The organism is Peribacillus sp. P4_B1 (assembly GCF_056402395.1).
The window spans coordinates 1-16,151 of sequence record NZ_JBFUHM010000007.1 but is presented as its reverse complement, the minus strand read 5'-3'; the positions used below and the strand labels follow the sequence as shown (position 1 = coordinate 16,151).

The 16,151-nt window shown below is 40.4% G+C and carries 17 protein-coding genes; 4 read left to right on the top strand and 13 right to left on the bottom strand.

The window, feature by feature from the left end; genetic code table 11:
- Positions 1–59: 59 nt before the first annotated feature.
- The 3 genes from comGB to AC1DVK_RS05515 all read right to left on the bottom strand — a co-directional run bounded on the left by comGB (position 60) and on the right by AC1DVK_RS05515 (position 2,637).
- Positions 60–1,094, bottom strand: coding sequence for a competence type IV pilus assembly protein ComGB (gene comGB / locus AC1DVK_RS05525; RefSeq protein ID WP_477626015.1), 1,035 nt, complete (start codon positions 1,092–1,094; stop codon positions 60–62).
- A complete protein-coding gene (comGA, locus tag AC1DVK_RS05520) occupies positions 1,078–2,154 on the bottom strand; it encodes a competence type IV pilus ATPase ComGA (protein ID WP_410860519.1) in 1,077 nt (358 codons plus the stop codon). The genes comGB and comGA overlap by 17 nt, the downstream gene beginning before the upstream one ends.
- A 102-nt stretch (positions 2,155–2,256) precedes the next feature.
- Complete coding sequence (locus AC1DVK_RS05515) at positions 2,257–2,637, bottom strand: Spx/MgsR family RNA polymerase-binding regulatory protein (RefSeq protein WP_089361508.1); 381 nt, start codon at positions 2,635–2,637, stop codon at positions 2,257–2,259.
- Between the two features lie 214 nt (positions 2,638–2,851).
- Here AC1DVK_RS05515 and AC1DVK_RS05510 point away from each other — a divergent pair, with 214 nt between their 5' ends.
- On the top strand, positions 2,852–3,553 hold the full coding sequence (locus tag AC1DVK_RS05510; RefSeq protein ID WP_089361509.1) for a helix-turn-helix transcriptional regulator: 702 nt from the start codon (positions 2,852–2,854) through the stop codon (positions 3,551–3,553).
- A gap of 85 nt (positions 3,554–3,638) precedes the next feature.
- Entirely contained in the window at positions 3,639–3,881 is a 243-nt protein-coding gene (locus AC1DVK_RS05505) for a DUF2626 domain-containing protein (protein WP_053346950.1), read from the top strand.
- Positions 3,882–3,937: 56 nt separating this feature from the next.
- Here AC1DVK_RS05505 and AC1DVK_RS05500 read toward each other — a convergent pair whose 3' ends face one another.
- Together AC1DVK_RS05500 and AC1DVK_RS05495 are read right to left on the bottom strand one after the other, a co-directional pair.
- Positions 3,938–5,035: a class I SAM-dependent methyltransferase gene (locus AC1DVK_RS05500; RefSeq protein WP_089361510.1), complete on the bottom strand. Its 1,098-nt coding sequence runs from the start codon at positions 5,033–5,035 to the stop codon at positions 3,938–3,940.
- Positions 5,036–5,363: 328 nt separating this feature from the next.
- Positions 5,364–5,990: an MBL fold metallo-hydrolase gene (locus AC1DVK_RS05495; protein ID WP_061464054.1), complete on the bottom strand. Its 627-nt coding sequence runs from the start codon at positions 5,988–5,990 to the stop codon at positions 5,364–5,366.
- 231 nt (positions 5,991–6,221) lie between these two features.
- On the opposite strand from AC1DVK_RS05495, the gene AC1DVK_RS05490 reads away from it, so the two are divergent.
- Complete coding sequence (locus tag AC1DVK_RS05490; protein ID WP_081108857.1) at positions 6,222–6,395, top strand: DUF2759 domain-containing protein; 174 nt, start codon at positions 6,222–6,224, stop codon at positions 6,393–6,395.
- 41 nt (positions 6,396–6,436) lie between these two features.
- Here AC1DVK_RS05490 and AC1DVK_RS05485 read toward each other — a convergent pair whose 3' ends face one another.
- The 5 genes from AC1DVK_RS05485 to AC1DVK_RS05465 all read right to left on the bottom strand — a co-directional run bounded on the left by AC1DVK_RS05485 (position 6,437) and on the right by AC1DVK_RS05465 (position 12,338).
- A complete protein-coding gene (locus tag AC1DVK_RS05485; protein WP_410860361.1) occupies positions 6,437–7,609 on the bottom strand; it encodes a YqgU-like beta propeller domain-containing protein in 1,173 nt (390 codons plus the stop codon).
- 166 nt (positions 7,610–7,775) lie between these two features.
- Entirely contained in the window at positions 7,776–8,942 is a 1,167-nt protein-coding gene (locus AC1DVK_RS05480; protein WP_477626014.1) for a M14 family metallopeptidase, read from the bottom strand.
- Between the two features lie 158 nt (positions 8,943–9,100).
- Positions 9,101–10,954 carry an LTA synthase family protein gene (locus tag AC1DVK_RS05475; protein WP_477626013.1) on the bottom strand — a complete coding sequence of 618 codons (1,854 nt, stop codon included), beginning with the start codon at positions 10,952–10,954 and terminating at the stop codon, positions 9,101–9,103.
- Positions 10,955–11,142: 188 nt separating this feature from the next.
- Positions 11,143–12,114, bottom strand: a complete 972-nt coding sequence (locus AC1DVK_RS05470) for an ROK family glucokinase (protein WP_410860517.1) — start codon at positions 12,112–12,114, stop codon at positions 11,143–11,145.
- 14 nt (positions 12,115–12,128) lie between these two features.
- On the bottom strand, positions 12,129–12,338 hold the full coding sequence (locus AC1DVK_RS05465; RefSeq protein ID WP_061464059.1) for a YqgQ family protein: 210 nt from the start codon (positions 12,336–12,338) through the stop codon (positions 12,129–12,131).
- Positions 12,339–12,584: 246 nt separating this feature from the next.
- Here AC1DVK_RS05465 and AC1DVK_RS05460 point away from each other — a divergent pair, with 246 nt between their 5' ends.
- A complete protein-coding gene (locus AC1DVK_RS05460) occupies positions 12,585–13,442 on the top strand; it encodes a hypothetical protein (protein WP_477626012.1) in 858 nt (285 codons plus the stop codon).
- Here the strand turns inward: AC1DVK_RS05460 and AC1DVK_RS05455 are convergent.
- The 3 genes from AC1DVK_RS05455 to AC1DVK_RS05445 form a co-directional block, all read right to left on the bottom strand.
- A complete protein-coding gene (locus tag AC1DVK_RS05455) occupies positions 13,437–14,975 on the bottom strand; it encodes a rhomboid family intramembrane serine protease (protein ID WP_410860354.1) in 1,539 nt (512 codons plus the stop codon). The two genes, AC1DVK_RS05460 and AC1DVK_RS05455, sit on opposite strands and share 6 nt — an antisense overlap.
- Positions 14,976–15,147: 172 nt before the next feature.
- Entirely contained in the window at positions 15,148–15,336 is a 189-nt protein-coding gene (locus AC1DVK_RS05450) for a hypothetical protein (RefSeq protein ID WP_061464062.1), read from the bottom strand.
- Positions 15,337–15,414: 78 nt separating this feature from the next.
- Positions 15,415–15,987: a 5-formyltetrahydrofolate cyclo-ligase gene (locus tag AC1DVK_RS05445; RefSeq protein ID WP_061464063.1), complete on the bottom strand. Its 573-nt coding sequence runs from the start codon at positions 15,985–15,987 to the stop codon at positions 15,415–15,417.
- Positions 15,988–16,151 lie beyond the last annotated feature (164 nt).

Below are 16,151 nucleotides of genomic sequence, written 5' to 3'. Positions count from 1 at the left end.
AACCATTTGGCACCATTTGATTTCAGGGCAATTTCACCTCCTGAATGCAGTGCTAAACACTATATACCTTCGAGCAGAGAGAACATTGGCAGCAAAACCGCTAAATAAATGGAAACGATCAAAAGACCTATCAAGGAAAACATAAGAGGCTGAATGATTTTCAAGATTGCATTCATTCTCTCTTCAATTTTCTCGAGTAAAAAACGACTGTAATGATGCAGCTCTGCATCAAGTCTGCCGTATTTTTGACCATTTGCAGCAACCACCGGTAAGTTTCCATCGAAATAGGGGAGCTCCTTAAAGATCATTTCAAGCGATCTTCCCTCAGTCAGATCATCCTTGATGATAGAGCATAGTTTTTGGTAAAAAGGCTGTTGCTGGTTTTTAGAGAATAATTTGATGCTTTCGTTAATCGAAAGCCCTCCGGAAAGCAAACCGCTGAATTGGCTTGCAAAGAAATAAGTTTCGTATAACTTGATGAAGGTCCCGAATATCGGAATGCCCATCAAAATCCGCCGCTGCCTTAATGGGCATAATTCATTGAACCAAAATCGTTTGAGCACATACAGGAATAGGAGCAATCCAAGCAATATGAAGGGGAGGACTGGGAGAATGAATGTAGAAGCTGACATTAATTTCAAGATTGCATTCTGATCGACATCCATCGTGAAATAGATTGCCTGAAATTTAGGAAGGAGAACACTCTGAAGTATATAAAAAACGATGCTTACAAAAATGACTAAGAATACGGGATAGACCATTAACTTTTTTACTTTATCCATATCCTCCGTTCTTTTCTTCCAATATTGCCCTCCTTCTATCAACGCCCGATCCAGGTCGCCGTATTGCTCTCCATAAAATATATAACTTACAAGCTGCGGATGAAAATTAAGGTGAATTAGCACCTGGTGCAACGGATATCCATTCCTTAAATCCTTTATGGCCTGAGCGAAATCTTCCGCTTTCTTCTTCGATTCCTGGAATTCCAGAAAATGTAATGCGTCCGCCAAGGGATAACCATGACTTAATAATTCCCCTAGTTTCGAAATAAAGACCGCCTGTTCTTTTAGCTGCCATTTACTTTTTTGCTTCATCGTATACCAGCCGTTCATATTCCAGGGAATCCACATAGCCCATTGCAACCGCTTTTCCTATTTCATCCTTCAATTGGCGGTAGCTTACCGTACCCCTTCCTTTTTCATCCCCCATCATCCGAAGGACATTGGCCATGCTTTTTCCATAAAGCAATTCATACACACTTGCCCTTTTGTTCCTGGCAGTCATTTGGCAAGCAATAGCACAGTCGCCTTTACATGGTACACAGCTTAATTCAACCAGCCGCTGTGCTGTCACGCCAATCAAACTCTGTTCAATTTCAAGCAGGCTGACACCAAATTCAAGTAACCTGGAGATAGCGCCCTGTGCATCCCTTGTATGCATGGTTGTAAGTATCAAATGACCGGTTAGTGCAGCACGAACTGCAATTTTGGCCGTTTCGGCATCCCTGACCTCCCCAACCATGATCACATCGGGATCATGCCTTAGCACAGCTTTTAGTCCGACAGAATAAGTAATGCCTGCCTTTTCATTGATTTGGACTTGCAGTACCTTTTCGGATACATTTTCAATGGGATCTTCAAGTGATATGATATTTCGATTGATCATCTCATGGGCATGATGAAGCAGGGAATATAGTGTGGTGGTTTTTCCACTTCCGGTTGGACCGGTAAATATGAGCATGCCATGGGAATGCTTCAAAAGTGCAATCAATTTTTGAACGGTGTTTGGAAATAAGGATAACTGTTCTAGAGGAAGGATATTCTGTTGGGGTATTAAGCGGATGACCAAGCTTTCAAGATAGGCAGTGGGTAAAGTGGAAAGGCGGAGTCCAACCACTTGGTTAGCCAAATTGATGGTGATAGCACCACTCTGTGGCCTCCTTTTCTCGCCTATATCCATTGCGGCAAGGAACTTCAAATGGGCTATCAGCCTTTCAGCTTCAAAGAATGATATGGTTTCCTGAGGAACGAGCTTATTGTCTATCCTGAATTGGATGAGGGGCCCCTCCCTGCGAAAAAAAATGTGGATATCCGAAGCCGATGACCGTATGGCACTGGTAAGTATTTTTTCTGCGGTCTTTTCAATCGATATCAAAACATTCATCACCTCCTATGTTTCTTGTGGATGAATTCGACAATCCACGACAAATTCCTGCTTAAGAATAAAAAAATCCTCGAAAAAATTTCGAGAATCGATTTACATGCTCATTTTCAAACCAAGCCTTTGTGAAACCAAATTTCTTAATGCGTCCTCATTATGACCAATCACCAGTTTTTTCCCGTCGATGAGGATGGGCCTTCTTAATAACTTCGGTTCATTTGTTAATAATTGGATGACATCAGAAAGCATCATTTCGTCAATATTAACATGTAAGCTTTTGTAAGCTTCACTTCTTGTTGCTAAGACTTCATCAAGTCCTTCCGTTGTCAATTCAAGAATTCGTTTTAATTCTGCTTCTGTTGGAGTCTCTCTGAATAAATGTCGCTCATCGAAGGAAACATGATTGGCTTTTAACCATTTTTTTGTTTTTCGACAAGATGTACAACTTGGGTACGAAAAGAAAGTTAACTGTTCCATACTAATCCTCCCCGTTCACATTTTGTATATATTTATAATCTTTATAATGACTGTATAACATTTGTATAATTATTGTACATCCATTTACCTTATAAGACCGTTTAAATTGTGAATTTTTTTTAAACTAAGGGGAGTTTGCCATATCTTTTATTCCATTTTTTTCTGCCTGCATTATAATGAACATAGTTAAACTATGGAACCGCAGGAGGAAATAATGGAACAAACGTTAAAAATAACAAACGTGTTAGCAGATCCCACCAGATATTATATATACCAACATATTGTGGACAATCATGGGGATGTATCCGTACAGCAAATCGCCGATTCCTTTAAAATCCATCCAAATGTTGCCCGCCTACATTTGTCAAAACTGGAGGATGTGGATTTGTTGACATCGGATGCCCGTAAGACAGGGAAAGGCGGCCGCCCTAGCAGACTTTATCGTTTGTCTGATAAAGTCATTCAGCTTCATTTTCCATATAGGGACTATCAACTGCTTTCAAGGATTGCAATCCAGACGATGATGAAATTAGGGGAAAAAGGAAAACAAGCTCTTTATGAAACGGGAAAAGTATTCGGAGAGGAATTGATCAATCAGCAACTAGCATTGAACTCAACGCCGATTGATAGACTTGCTTTTGCGGAAAGAGTCAACATGCTTAAAAATGCTGCCACCATTGCTGGTTTATCACCCGAAATACAAGCTAGCGAAGAAGAAAATAAAATATACTTTCGTATCTTCAATTGCCCATTTAAGGAAGTTACCGAAGTAGAGCCAGGTACAATCTGTTCCATGCACAATTCATTTTTAAAAGGTATGTTCGAAGCCTTGTTTGACAATGTCAATATTGTGGAATTAGAAAATATGATGTCTAATTGCACAACGTGCTCATATCAGGCATCGGTTCTCACATAGAAACAAAAGGCATCCTTTACATTACCTTACAATTTCATTTATAATTATTTAGAATGTACACGACTAGACATAAGGAGGGATTCGGATGGAACGCATGTTCAGAGTATGTGGATTTTGGACAGGGATTATGGCAATTTTCTTTTATCTTGGCCATATGCATCAAACGTCTTTACTTTTCTTTGCACAAACCGGCTTTTTTGTACTTTTAAGTTATTTGAAATTATCTGAGCGCATGTATATTTATGTTTTCGGCGCCTATCTTACCGTTTTCTTTGCAGGATTTTCCTACTGGAGCGTATTTATGATGACTCCGGGTACTGCCCATTAAGAACAAGCAATATTACATAACCCATGAATTTTGAATTCATGGGTTTTTACCTGTCCTCATTCAGGAAGGATCCTTGCTTCTTCAGCTAAATTCTTCGATTGAAGCAACACTCTGAAATGTTCACTATATCCCCCTGGAAGGATCAGCCCCCGAATTGCACGGTTACGCTTCGCCGTCTTGGAAAATGGATCAGTCTCTTTGTGGTCCTTCAATTCCTCAAGGATCCCCGTTTTAAGCAGGAATTCATTTTGAATATAAAGCCCCTGATCAAAAAATCCCCTTCTTTTTCCAATTTCAATTAATGTGTCAAAATGGATATGTGTCGTCAAATCCATATCACCTGGATACATAAGTGCATCTTTAATCATTTCATGCTGATAATAGCCCCTCAAGCTCCCTTGAAGATGAGCTGGCTCCTTCCATTCCCTTTCGATATAACCATAATCAATTGTAAGGAGAATACCCGATTCGATACGGGAAACGATCTTCTCATATTCCTCGACCATTTTTAGCGGAACTTCGTATCGTTGTTTTTCAATTAACGTGATAGCCCGATCTGTAAGGTAAGCGAGTATATCAGGGTTGACCAATGGTTCCCTCACTTCCACCAAATCGCCATCCTTTTCAGTGACGAATATCTCTACAAGGGCCCCCTCATACTTTTCAATGACATGTACAGGCAAAGCATCGAAAAGTTCGTTTGAAAAGACGATTCCATTTACATTCGTCCAATTTTCCAAACTGGCAGCAGAAACTGCCTGTTTGAACATCCCCACACGTTCTTGCTGAATCTTTCTGTGATACGGACTGCCATCCACAAGGATATAAGTCAGAGATTCCCATATCAGCGGTTCCGTTTCTTTAATGAAAACGAGGATATCATAAGCCAACTTACCGTCTCCTGCGCCTACTTCGATGATTCTTGGCGATAGTCCGCACATTTTTATCAAATAAACGAACCATCTGGCCAGTGACCTCCCAAATGCATCCCCAACATTACCGGACGTATAAAAATCCCCTTTTGAGCCAATCTTCTTTTTTTGACGCACATAGTAGCCTATATTTGGTGTATACAAAACAGCATCCATATAATCATGATAGGAAATTCCCTTTTGGGGGCTGCTTGCAATCAATTCCTTCAAGTGACCTTTCAACACAATGCCTCCGTCTCTATTAATTCATACTATATATTTAAAGTTCATAAAATGTTCAATTTTTCATGACAACGTTCATAAAAGGTGCACCACTATCAATGAATGTTTCCCCTTTAAAATAGGCATTTTTCAAAGTAAGAAATATTCCACTCCCAGGAAGGCCCTTAAATTCCCGTGAGCCTTTTCATCACCCGCCATTCCCAAATCACCAAAAGAGACAAAATGTTTTTTATATTCAGTATAGTCCCGGAAATGATCCATTTCAATATTTTTACATTATAAGGACTTAAAATAAAACAGGTGCCATCTATGGCACCTGTAATAGTCATTATCTCAAAAAGGGATTGGTATTCTTTTCATCTAAAATGGTCGTGACCGGCCCATGACCGGGAAAAACGATGGCATCATCAGGAAGTGTCAGCAGCTTCGTATCAATGCTTTTCAACAGCACTGCCTCGCTTCCGCCTATTAAATCAGTTCTGCCAACGCTTCCCTGGAACAAGACGTCCCCTGAAAAGAGGAGACGTTCCTCCTTCACATAATACGAAACGCTCCCTGGAGAGTGTCCGGGGGTTTCGAATACTTCAAAAGTGAATCCACCAATAGTAAGTTCCTGCTCATTTGCCAGGATATGATCGGCAGGCTTCATTCGCATTGGATTTTCAGGGAACCAGTTTTGGGAACCATTCAAAGCGGGATCAAGCAGCCACTTAGCCTCTTTTTCGTGAATATATGCTGGGATCTCATAATAATCCCGAATAGCATCAAGGGCACCGATATGGTCAAAATGTGCATGCGTCAATAAAATCGCTAAAGGCTTTAATTTTTTTGTCTGTATGTACTGTATGATTTTCTGAGGCTCTTCACCCGGATCGAAAATGATGCAATCCTGTCCATTGGAAACTACATAACAATTCGTTTGCAGCGGTCCTAGAGGAATTTGTGTCCATTTCATTTCCATCACTCCAATATGATTTTCTATCTACATCTTACACCAATTCACGCACTAATGTTAATCCAGTTTACTCAAGTCATAGAAGTATCACCTTTTAAACCTCGACAAATAATTAAAAAAATATTAAGATATTAACAAATGCAATCTTTTCTACATATTTTTGGTAGTTGCTTTATTCTCTGGGTATATTATTAGAGATTAGGTATTCATTACGAAAAAGGGGGTTTTGATATGATATTAATGGTTGTTTTCGGACTTGTGGCTATCTTAGGGCTGGCAGCTGTATTTACCACATTAAAAAAGAGAAACTTCTTAGGATTCATTTTTGCAGCCGGCAGTGCAGTCGTGTTTGGCTGGTTCACTGTCATGACTGTCATCAACAGCGGTTTTCCTGTTGCCCATTAAAGAAAAAGCTCGCCATCCGGCGAGCTTTTGTATTTAGGTCATTATGTTTGTTTGAACAATCTTTGTATTTGATGGGTTTTCATATCAATCATTTTCTCAAATTGATATCCATATAAGCAGAGGTTGCCATCAAGCGAACAGCTTAATGGTTCATTTTCCATGTCCTTCATCAATTCTTCTTGTGTGCCTTTTGCCCAATTAAATTTAGTTAAGGTAAACCTTCCCTCATATTGGTCTGCATCTTTTGATTCATTAGGAATAAACGTTATGAATTCCTTGTTTTTTTCAATGATATCATAAGATGGAATCACCCAATCTGAAAAGCTTTTCAATAGTGGCACGGAAAAAGAGTGGATCGGCTTGTTTGTTGAATCATAAAAGGCATATGTACCCCGATCTTGTTTTTCTGTCTCCACTTGAATCGTCATCAGCGCTTGTTTCATTTTTTTAAAGTGAATGACATCGAGCATAAGGCTGTCCGCCCCGTCACCATTCAGCGCCTTTCTTTCTAAGGGAGCCGTCAAAGCAGGTTCTTCCTTATCCCAATCGAGAAACATCAATTCCTTTTCGCCTGCCCATTGTGCAAAGGGCTGCGGAAAGTCCAATGTTTCCATCGTTTGATCATCTGGATTCAACACATAGCTGCTGTAAGTCCAGTCTTCATAAAAACTCGATAAAAACAACATGCCATCTTGATATGAATTCCACTCATAAGCTAATTCATAAGCTGGGATTGAAACCGAATAAAGCGGATTTCCTGTTTTATCAAGTATTGTGATTGATGCTTTCCCCGAAGATGTGAAGGACGATACCAAAATATGCGTACCAGACGGACTGATTGATACTTCGGAAAACGCAAAAGCCGGCTGATAGAAAACGGAAGTGTCATTCGTCTCCAAATTCCATGCCATCAACTGGGATACTTTACTACCATCCCGCTTCACAGAATATAAAATGGTTTTAGAATCCAGCCATCCATAAATGGCTTCGATTTTTTCCGTTTCTGCAGTCGGGACCTTTAAATTGCTTACTGAAGTTTCCAGTTTAGATTGGGATTGTTCTTTTTCCGTATCATTTACGGGTTTACTAAGGTCCTTGGAAGGCTCACAAGCCGTGATAAGAAGGATAGTGGAGATAAATAATGGGATGAAACACAACATCTTACAGATGGAAAGCCGCATACAAAGTGCTGCTTTTGATACTTTAATCCCCACACACCTCCCACTTCAAAAATAAACGCCTGGCATATGTGAGCGAGACATTAGAAAGAGAGTAAGGATTACCAATCGAACCCTTACGACTTTCATTATAAAGTAAAAAAGAGAAAAAGTGGCGATTAATTACCTTGTATTTTTTTGGAAGTATATTAGAAAAATGTCATCACATATACAAGCCTGCCATCAAAATCTTAACGGTATCTTTATATATACCAGGTAAATGGGATAAGGGAAGTGGATTGATGCCTTTTCCCAGCTCAATTGTGAACCCGCCACGTTTAAATTCCTGAATGAACCAATCTTTATACCCAGCATGGCTGTCAATGTATTGAACCGCCCGATATCCGCTGCGCTCCTCAAACTCCCTTGCAACATTCGCCGCCTGTTCAGGTTCATGTCCTTCATATCCCCAATAAAATTCCTTTCCCTGTGTGTGAAGTGCTAGCACTCTTTCAAAATTCCGTCTTTTTGCCAGCTCCTTCATGGCCAATGCTTCTGGCTCTGATAAAGCGGTCTCTCCTGGATAATCCCTCGGAGCAGGGACTTTAGGAATTTTCCTTTGCTTTTCAATCTCCCAATTGGCCGGATATTGATTATTCAGGTCTACACCACGGATATTGGCTTTCCAAGCATAAAAAGCAGGATTACCATTATTCATTTTTAATACATTAAATTTCCCCTCTGCCGCCTCCTCCCCCTTTAGGACTAGCTCGACTCCATCAGGATTCACCATTGGAACCATCGAAATAGTAACTTCCCGATAGAAAGGCATACAATCCATTCCGCATAATGTACGATCATTCGTTACTGCCAACAGCAAATCATTCAGCCATTTCATCAAGACCGCCGATGTGATCCATTCATTTGCATGAAACGAACCATTATAATGTATGAGCTTATCACCTTTACCGACCCTCACCTCATGAAGTTCTTTTCCTAATACACTCCTCCCAATCGATTCAACTTTTATGAAGGGATAATGAAAAGAAAGAATATCAAGGTCGTCAAGAAGTGTTTGATAATCATATGGCTTTTCGGTGACAAGCATGGGATGCATGACTCTGACGGGTACGGAAAATGGTTTTTGTTCACCTTGATTCAACAACAATATCGCATCGATTGGCAATTGAGACTGTAAAGCGATATCGGAAAAATCGATATCTAGCCGGGACTCTTCTTGAATAACGAACCCCGGTATTTGCACCTCCATGCCATTTGGCAAAATCCCTCCCGTAATGGAGGGATTTGCATCCTCAATCAAGACACGTGGAATTTGGAACAATTGACTATAATATGCCAAATCATCCCCGCTTCTGCTTACGACTTTCATTCAGCCTCCGCCCCTTTCATTGTTTAATCTTTATGAAACGAAAGGCCGAAAGATGTTCAGGAAGTCTCCCGTGTTTCAAATTGAATGGTGATCCTCCTTTAATGGTGCCGATTCTCCTCACAAAAACAAAAAAACCTGGATTAGCCAGGTTTCCATTTTCAACGTTGCTCATAAAATCGAAGCAAGTCGCCATATATTACTTTATCGGAGTAATTAAGTTCCTGCTTCGCCTTTTCTAAATACTTCTCACATGGACTCTTGTCCGTCGCCGTTCCGGTCTTTTTATCATAGCAGGTATCCATCGTATACAGATGATCCTTCGTGATGAAGCTGCTATCGCGAAGAACGGTGAATTCTATTTTCTCTTCGGAAAATAAATCTTTGCCGAATTCGATATAATCATCATTTTCAACGCCCAATAAATGCAGGAGTGTCGGCCTTACATCAATTTGGCCGGAAACGGTGGAAATCGTTTTTCCCTTCTGTCCTGGGACATGTATGATCAGCGGGACACGCTGAAGTTGGATGGATTCGAACGGCGTGATTTCCTTACCCAGGAACTGGCTCATGGCAGAGTTATGATTTTCCGAAATACCATAATGGTCCCCATATAGTACAATAATCGAATTCTCATATATGCCATCACGTTTCAAATCGCCAATAAATCGTTCCAAGGCTTCGTCCGTATAACGTACGGTCGGAAAATACCGATTCAAGGTTTTGGAATTTGAATCGTATGGTTCCAATGATCGGTCTGCTTCATTCAAAGTGAATGGGAAATGATTGGTTAACTTTATGAATTTGGCATAAAAAGGCTCCGGCATCCCCTTCAAGTGAGCAATTGATTGCTTGAAGAACGATTTATCATTCAAACCCCAATTGATGGAATTCCTTTCAGAGACCTTGTATTCATCACTATCATAAAACCGCTGGTACCCAAGAGAATCGTACATCATGTCACGATTCCAAAAGCTTTTATTATTGGCATGCAAGGAAGCCGTATAGTAACCTTTTTCCGTTAAGATTTCGGGGGTGGCTTTGTATTCATTTTGGGAATGCGTGAAAAATACTGCACCTCTACCTAAAGGATAAAGGGAATTCTCAATAATGAATTCTGAATCAGATGTTTTCCCCTGGCCAGTTTGGTGATAAAAGTTATTGAAATAATAGCTCTCTTTAATGAATTCATTCAGAAAAGGAGTGATTTCTTCCCCGTTCACTGTTTTATTGATGACAAAGCTTTGAGTGGATTCCAATGATACAAGAATCACATTTTTGCCTTTTGCCAGACCATATAGATCATCATTAACCGCTTTTTGATTGGAACGGATATAATTTTCAATTTCCGCCAATTCACTGCCATCCGCAAGGGCGCGTTGAGCTGATGATTTCGTCTGTAATATTGCATCATAGAGATGATAATGGTACGTACCAATATTCTTAACGAGGATTTCGCGGTCAAACGTTCTTGTCAGGAGTTCAGGACGCTCCGCTTCCGCTAAAGCTAAATTAAAGAATGTCACTCCTAAAGTCATTAACACTAAGAATTTACGATCCTGTGGATTGTATGAACGATCGTGGAATATTTTCGGTTTGTATTTGACCAAAAGCATCAAGAAAAGAATATCGGCAAAATACAAAAGGTCACCCGGATTGATCAATTCATGTACACTGCTTCCAAGGTCGCTCATATTGCTCGTTTGAAAAAGAACGGGAATGGTTAAAAAGTCATTGAAAAAGCGAAAAAAAACAAGGTTGGCAAACAGGACAAGGGTGATGAAAAAACTCATGATCAATAAGTATGCTGTCCGCCTTTTTTCCTTTAAAAATATATTTATGCTAAGGGTAAGTAATAGGAAACTGACCGGATTGATGAATAATATGAACTCCTGGACCCAATTTTCAATATCTATCTCAAAACTCGTTTTATAAGCAATGTATGTTTTAAGCCAAAGCGATATTAATAGGACCCAAAACAATGAGTATCCTTGATTTTTGAAGACCCTTTTCACTACTGGTCCCTCCTCATTGAAGAAGCGCTGGCGCTATGAACCAGAGCGTTTCAATCATGGGTCATGGTTCTTCTCTCCCGCAATGCAAAATCAGGAACGATTGGACCTGCCCCTTAAAGTTGTTAAACTGTCTGAAAATTACGTCTACTTTCATTATACCCCTGTTTGCCACAGGGCCACGCAACGGATCAAGTATTCAATTGGCTTTTGATAAGCCAGGCTGCACCTATTACCCCTGCATCATTGCCTAGTGTTGCCAGGCTGATTTTCGTTGATTTATTAACCCGTTTGAATGCATACTTTCCAAAAGCAGAACGGACAGTATCAAGCAGAATGTCCCCCGCTTGTGAAACGCCCCCGCCAATGACGATTTTATCTGGATTCATCACATTTCCAACATGTGATAGTGCTAACCCTAGGTAATTGCCTACCTTATCTACCACAGCTGTGGACAAAGGATCACCTGCTGCAGCGCATTGGAATAACAATTTGGAAGTAACCACATTTCCCTCGTCGACTTTCTGCTGAAGCATTGACTTTTCATCGGCATTATTCAAGGCCTCTAAAGCCATACGGACGATTCCCGTTGCTGAAGCGACCGTTTCCAAACAACCTGTCTTGCCGCAATTGCACGGCGCCCCGCCGTCTGTTATGACCGTTATATGGCCCACTTCTCCAGCAGCACCACTAATACCATGGACAATTTGCCCATTATGGATGATCCCGCCGCCTACACCCGTACCTAAAGTGACACAAACGAGGTCTTTGGCGCCATTACCCGCACCTTTCCACATTTCTCCCAAAGCTGCCATATTGGCATCATTATCGATCACCGCAGGGAGAGATGTCTCCACTTCCAATAAATCTTTTAAAGGATAATCTTTCCAGCCTAGATTGACGGCTTCATATATGGAACCACTTACAAAATTCACAGGGCCGGGGGCACCCATTCCTATCCCAACTATCTTACTCTTCGGTTCATTAAGTTCCACGAGCTTCGCATCAATCGCTTTTGCTATGTTAATCGTAATGAATTTGCCCTTTTCGGAGATGTCCGTGCTGATTTCCCATTTATGAATAATCTCTCCGTATGAATTGATCAGAGCCAGTTTGGTAGTTGTACCGCCTAAATCTACACCCATCAGCCACTTTTCCATCATTCTCACCTTTTTTATCATTTTTTTTTCTTTTTTTCCCTTTCAAGAGACAATTGCTGCCTAATTAAAAGGATTGCCATTTGATAATCTTTCGTATCCATCATCTGCATACGGTGGATTTCCCTGATTTCAGCTTCCATCAGTTCAAGCTCGGCTAGCCGATCACCAATATAAATAAATGTACCGAATCTTTTCAAGTATTGCTGAAGATCATAATATGTTTTCATTGTTAGCCTCTTTAGTCTTTTATATAGGAAAGTATATCGAATCAGCCTCTTTACAACAAGCGTCCATTTCCTCTTTTGATAATTTTACCCATCCCCCTCATACATGTCCAACTCTATTCATATGATGAAATATCAAGAATGTGAACGCCTAATGAGGACTCTCTCGATTTGATTTAAAAATTTGGAACAACTTAATATTTTTTAAAATCATTCATCGTACGTGAAAACGGAGGGGAAAAATGAAAAATGAAACTACAATTGAAGTATACCGTCTTTTTAGTCTTAACCACCATTTTTGTCATCCTTTACTTTTCAAATAATAGACAGGCAGAGGAAACCATTATTTTTTTCCCCATCGATTCCTCGCTCCATTTTGAACATGCTTCAACCCACCTGACACCGAAGGGTACCGGGGGTTCCACCTATTCCATTACTTGGAAGGTGGATTCTGCGTTGGACCAGCCTGCTTATTTACGTCAGGACGTATCGCTCTTATACAAAAATGGAAAATTGGCCGGAGCTTTAAAAAATTGGCGGCAAAATAAACAAGAACTCTCTCAAAAAGCGGAATCTAAAGAAAGGGAGAGCGGGCGTTACGAAGCGGTAACATTTCATTATGCCGAGGTTCATCCGGCTGACACAATTTTCACCAGTGCACAGCAGCTCAGTAAAGATAAACTTTATACAGTAACATCACCAGTTTTTCAATATTTCCATCGTCCCCTTTCAGAAGAACAGATTCAATGGAAAAAAACGCTGGACGGTTTGACTGATCAAACGGTTCAAAATGGTTTGGAGAAAGCAGGTCAAGCATTTCAAGTTAATCTGGATCAGTACAATATCATCTCATTGACGGATCTGCCCTCAAAAAAAAATCAATGGCTTTCCGCCTTCCCCCAATTCAAACGGGAAGAAATTGTGGGAAAGCTATGGGAGGGGCTTTATAAAAATTATGTGTTAGGCATTAAAAAGGAGGATGGATCCACTGTGAGTCCACAAGGAAGCACCATCCCCCAATTGCTTATGGCGAAGAACCAGGGTGAAATACTTGTCTTGTTTACCCTGAAAGACGGTACCCCAATCATGCTACGTCAAAAGTTATAATCGCTTTTCAATTTCTGCCAACAGTTTAACATATGACTTTTTATCCGGGGCTAGCTCAATAGCCTTTTCAGCTTGCTCCTTAGCTTTGTCGAATGATTCGAGCTTCATGTAGACTAAGGCCAGATTGTAATGCGCCCCATGCAAATCCGGATTACTTTCAATCGCTTTTTCATAATAATCCCTTGCTTTGTATAAGTCGTCTTTATCAAAAGATAAATTCCCAAGCATAAAAAGCGATTGTGGTGCATCTGGGTTTTGATCCACATAATTGAATAACATCTCTTCTGCTTTATCTTCTTCTGCATCATCAATATACTTTTGGGCTAGCATGGCCATGGTATTATCATCTATAGCTGCATCGCTCTGATGTTTAAAACCAAATTGAAGCATGCCATAGGTCAGTATCGCAGTTCCTATTAAAAAAGCCAGCTGCCGAAAGAGATTCCTGGTTTTTGGCAGATGGACCACTCCAGCAGCCAAGAACCCGCCAACCAACCCTCCGATATGCCCTGCATTGTCAATTCCCGAAACGGTGAAACCATATATCAGGTTAATGATAATTAACGCGATCACCGTTGAGCCCATCGAGCGCATGAATAATTTTGGATAGACGATGCCAAAGTACAGAAGGGCCCCAAAACAGCCAAAAATGGCGCCGCTCGCCCCTGCCGAAAGATTCGGGGTCATGATGAAGCTGCCTAGAGTTCCGGCGAAACCTGCGAATATATAGATAAAAAGGAACCTGGCATTACCGTAAATCCTTTCTACTTCAGCACCGATCAAATACAATGAAAATGTATTCATCAGTAAATGAATGAACCCAATATGGATGATCATCGGTGTAAAGAACCGCCACCATTCCCCTTGTATGATATAAGGGGAATATTTAGCGCCAAACTCAATCAAAGTATTGGAGTTGGTGCTGCCTCCATTAAACTCCATCAAGATGAACATAGCTATTTGTATCGCTATGAATATATATGTAAAGAATGGCTTATTTGCATTTTGAAATACTTTCTGCTCAGCCTTAGCCTTTTTGACTGACTCCGAGATGGCGTCTTTCTTTACTGCGAGAACCTTTTCCTCATCTATTTCATTTTCTTTAAGAACTTGAATTGAAAGTGGTTTTTTCAAAACATGCTCAAGGTTTTGCAACGAATCATGAAATGATTCACAAGTAAGAATAAACGTGTTAACATTCGTTTTTTTAAAGGAAGCCACCTGTAAACTAAAGTCATGATCATCGACCGGGGCAAATTTACTAACATAGATACTTAGTATGTCTATGGGCTTTTTGTATAATTTCCTCCTGATCCTTTCCCCATTCTGCAGCGTTCGGTCGATATCACGTTTCAGCCAATTAGCCCAATCCAAATCATGTCGAATGAGCCTGATGACTGGAAACTCCTTATTCTTATCGCTCTCAAGCCAAATCTCCTGATGGTTTTCCGTGACAGTGATCATTCGATAATCATAATGGGCCGACAATTCCCTTATGGTTTCCCAAAACAAATAATCCTCTTTAAATCCCAATGCCTTCCCCACTTTCCAATGAATCTTAAGCTTCTAAAATTCCTGTTTCTATAATTAAAACTATAGACGAAATGATGAAAAAAGTAAAAAGGAGACTGTTTTCCCCTCCACTCTCCCCCTCCTTATAAAAAAAGGAACCCTTGAGAGGTTCCTTTTTAAGATGCCGGCATCATCATTTGGTCTGACTGAACATGCTTTGCATCATTTTATCCCTGAACATTGGCATATCCAAGGACTTAGTCACTAGAAATCTTCTCAGTATGCCGTTAGAAAGCACAGCATTTATCAGGCGGTACCGGTTTTGATAACCTGCATAAACCACTAAACCAACCAAGAAGATTTGAATAATTAATCGAAGCATAACAATCCCTCCTAGCATTAGTTTGATACAGGAAAGGATTTTTATGAGCTAAAAGTGATAATTAATAATTTTCTTCTTCTAATGGGCGTACGTGCGTAAAATCCTTGAAGGGGTAATGAGTTTGCTTACCGCTATATCATGAACCTCTATCGGGAGTTCATCCAAAAATTGAAGGTCGTATGCAAGGGCCATTGTAGCACCTCGGTAATATGAGAGGAAGCGGTCATAATAGCCACCCCCAAAGCCTAGGCGATACCCTTCTTTGGTAAAGGCAAGACCGGGTACGATCAATACGTCCAATTCCTCTTTGAGAGCCTTGGCAGTTTCAGCCACTGGTTCAAGCAATCCATAATAAACAGACTCCAGCTGATTGAAGGAGGAAATCTTTTTGAATTCCATTGTCTTTTTTTCAGGGTCACACTTGGGCACTGCCACTTCTTTCCCTTCACTCCATGCTTGTTCAATGATCCGTACCGTTGGAACTTCAGGTGGAATGGAGATGGTGATGCCAATGGTTTTAGCTTTTTTCCATTCCTCCAGTGAAAATAAGTTTTCAGCGATTCTGCTCGATAGTTCTTCATGTTCCACTTTGGTCAGTTCCATTAAACGGGACCTAACTTCTTTACGGAGCTTATTCTTGTTTTCTCTCATCTCTTCCGACTCCTTTAGTCTACTTCTATTATTATCTCATAATATTTGTTCAATTACGAAAATACGAAGCGGGAAGTTGCTTAATCATTAGTACATTCTGAAAATATTCACTAAATGGGCAACGGACCCTAAAGGAAAGATAGAAAGATGGAAAGATAGAAAGA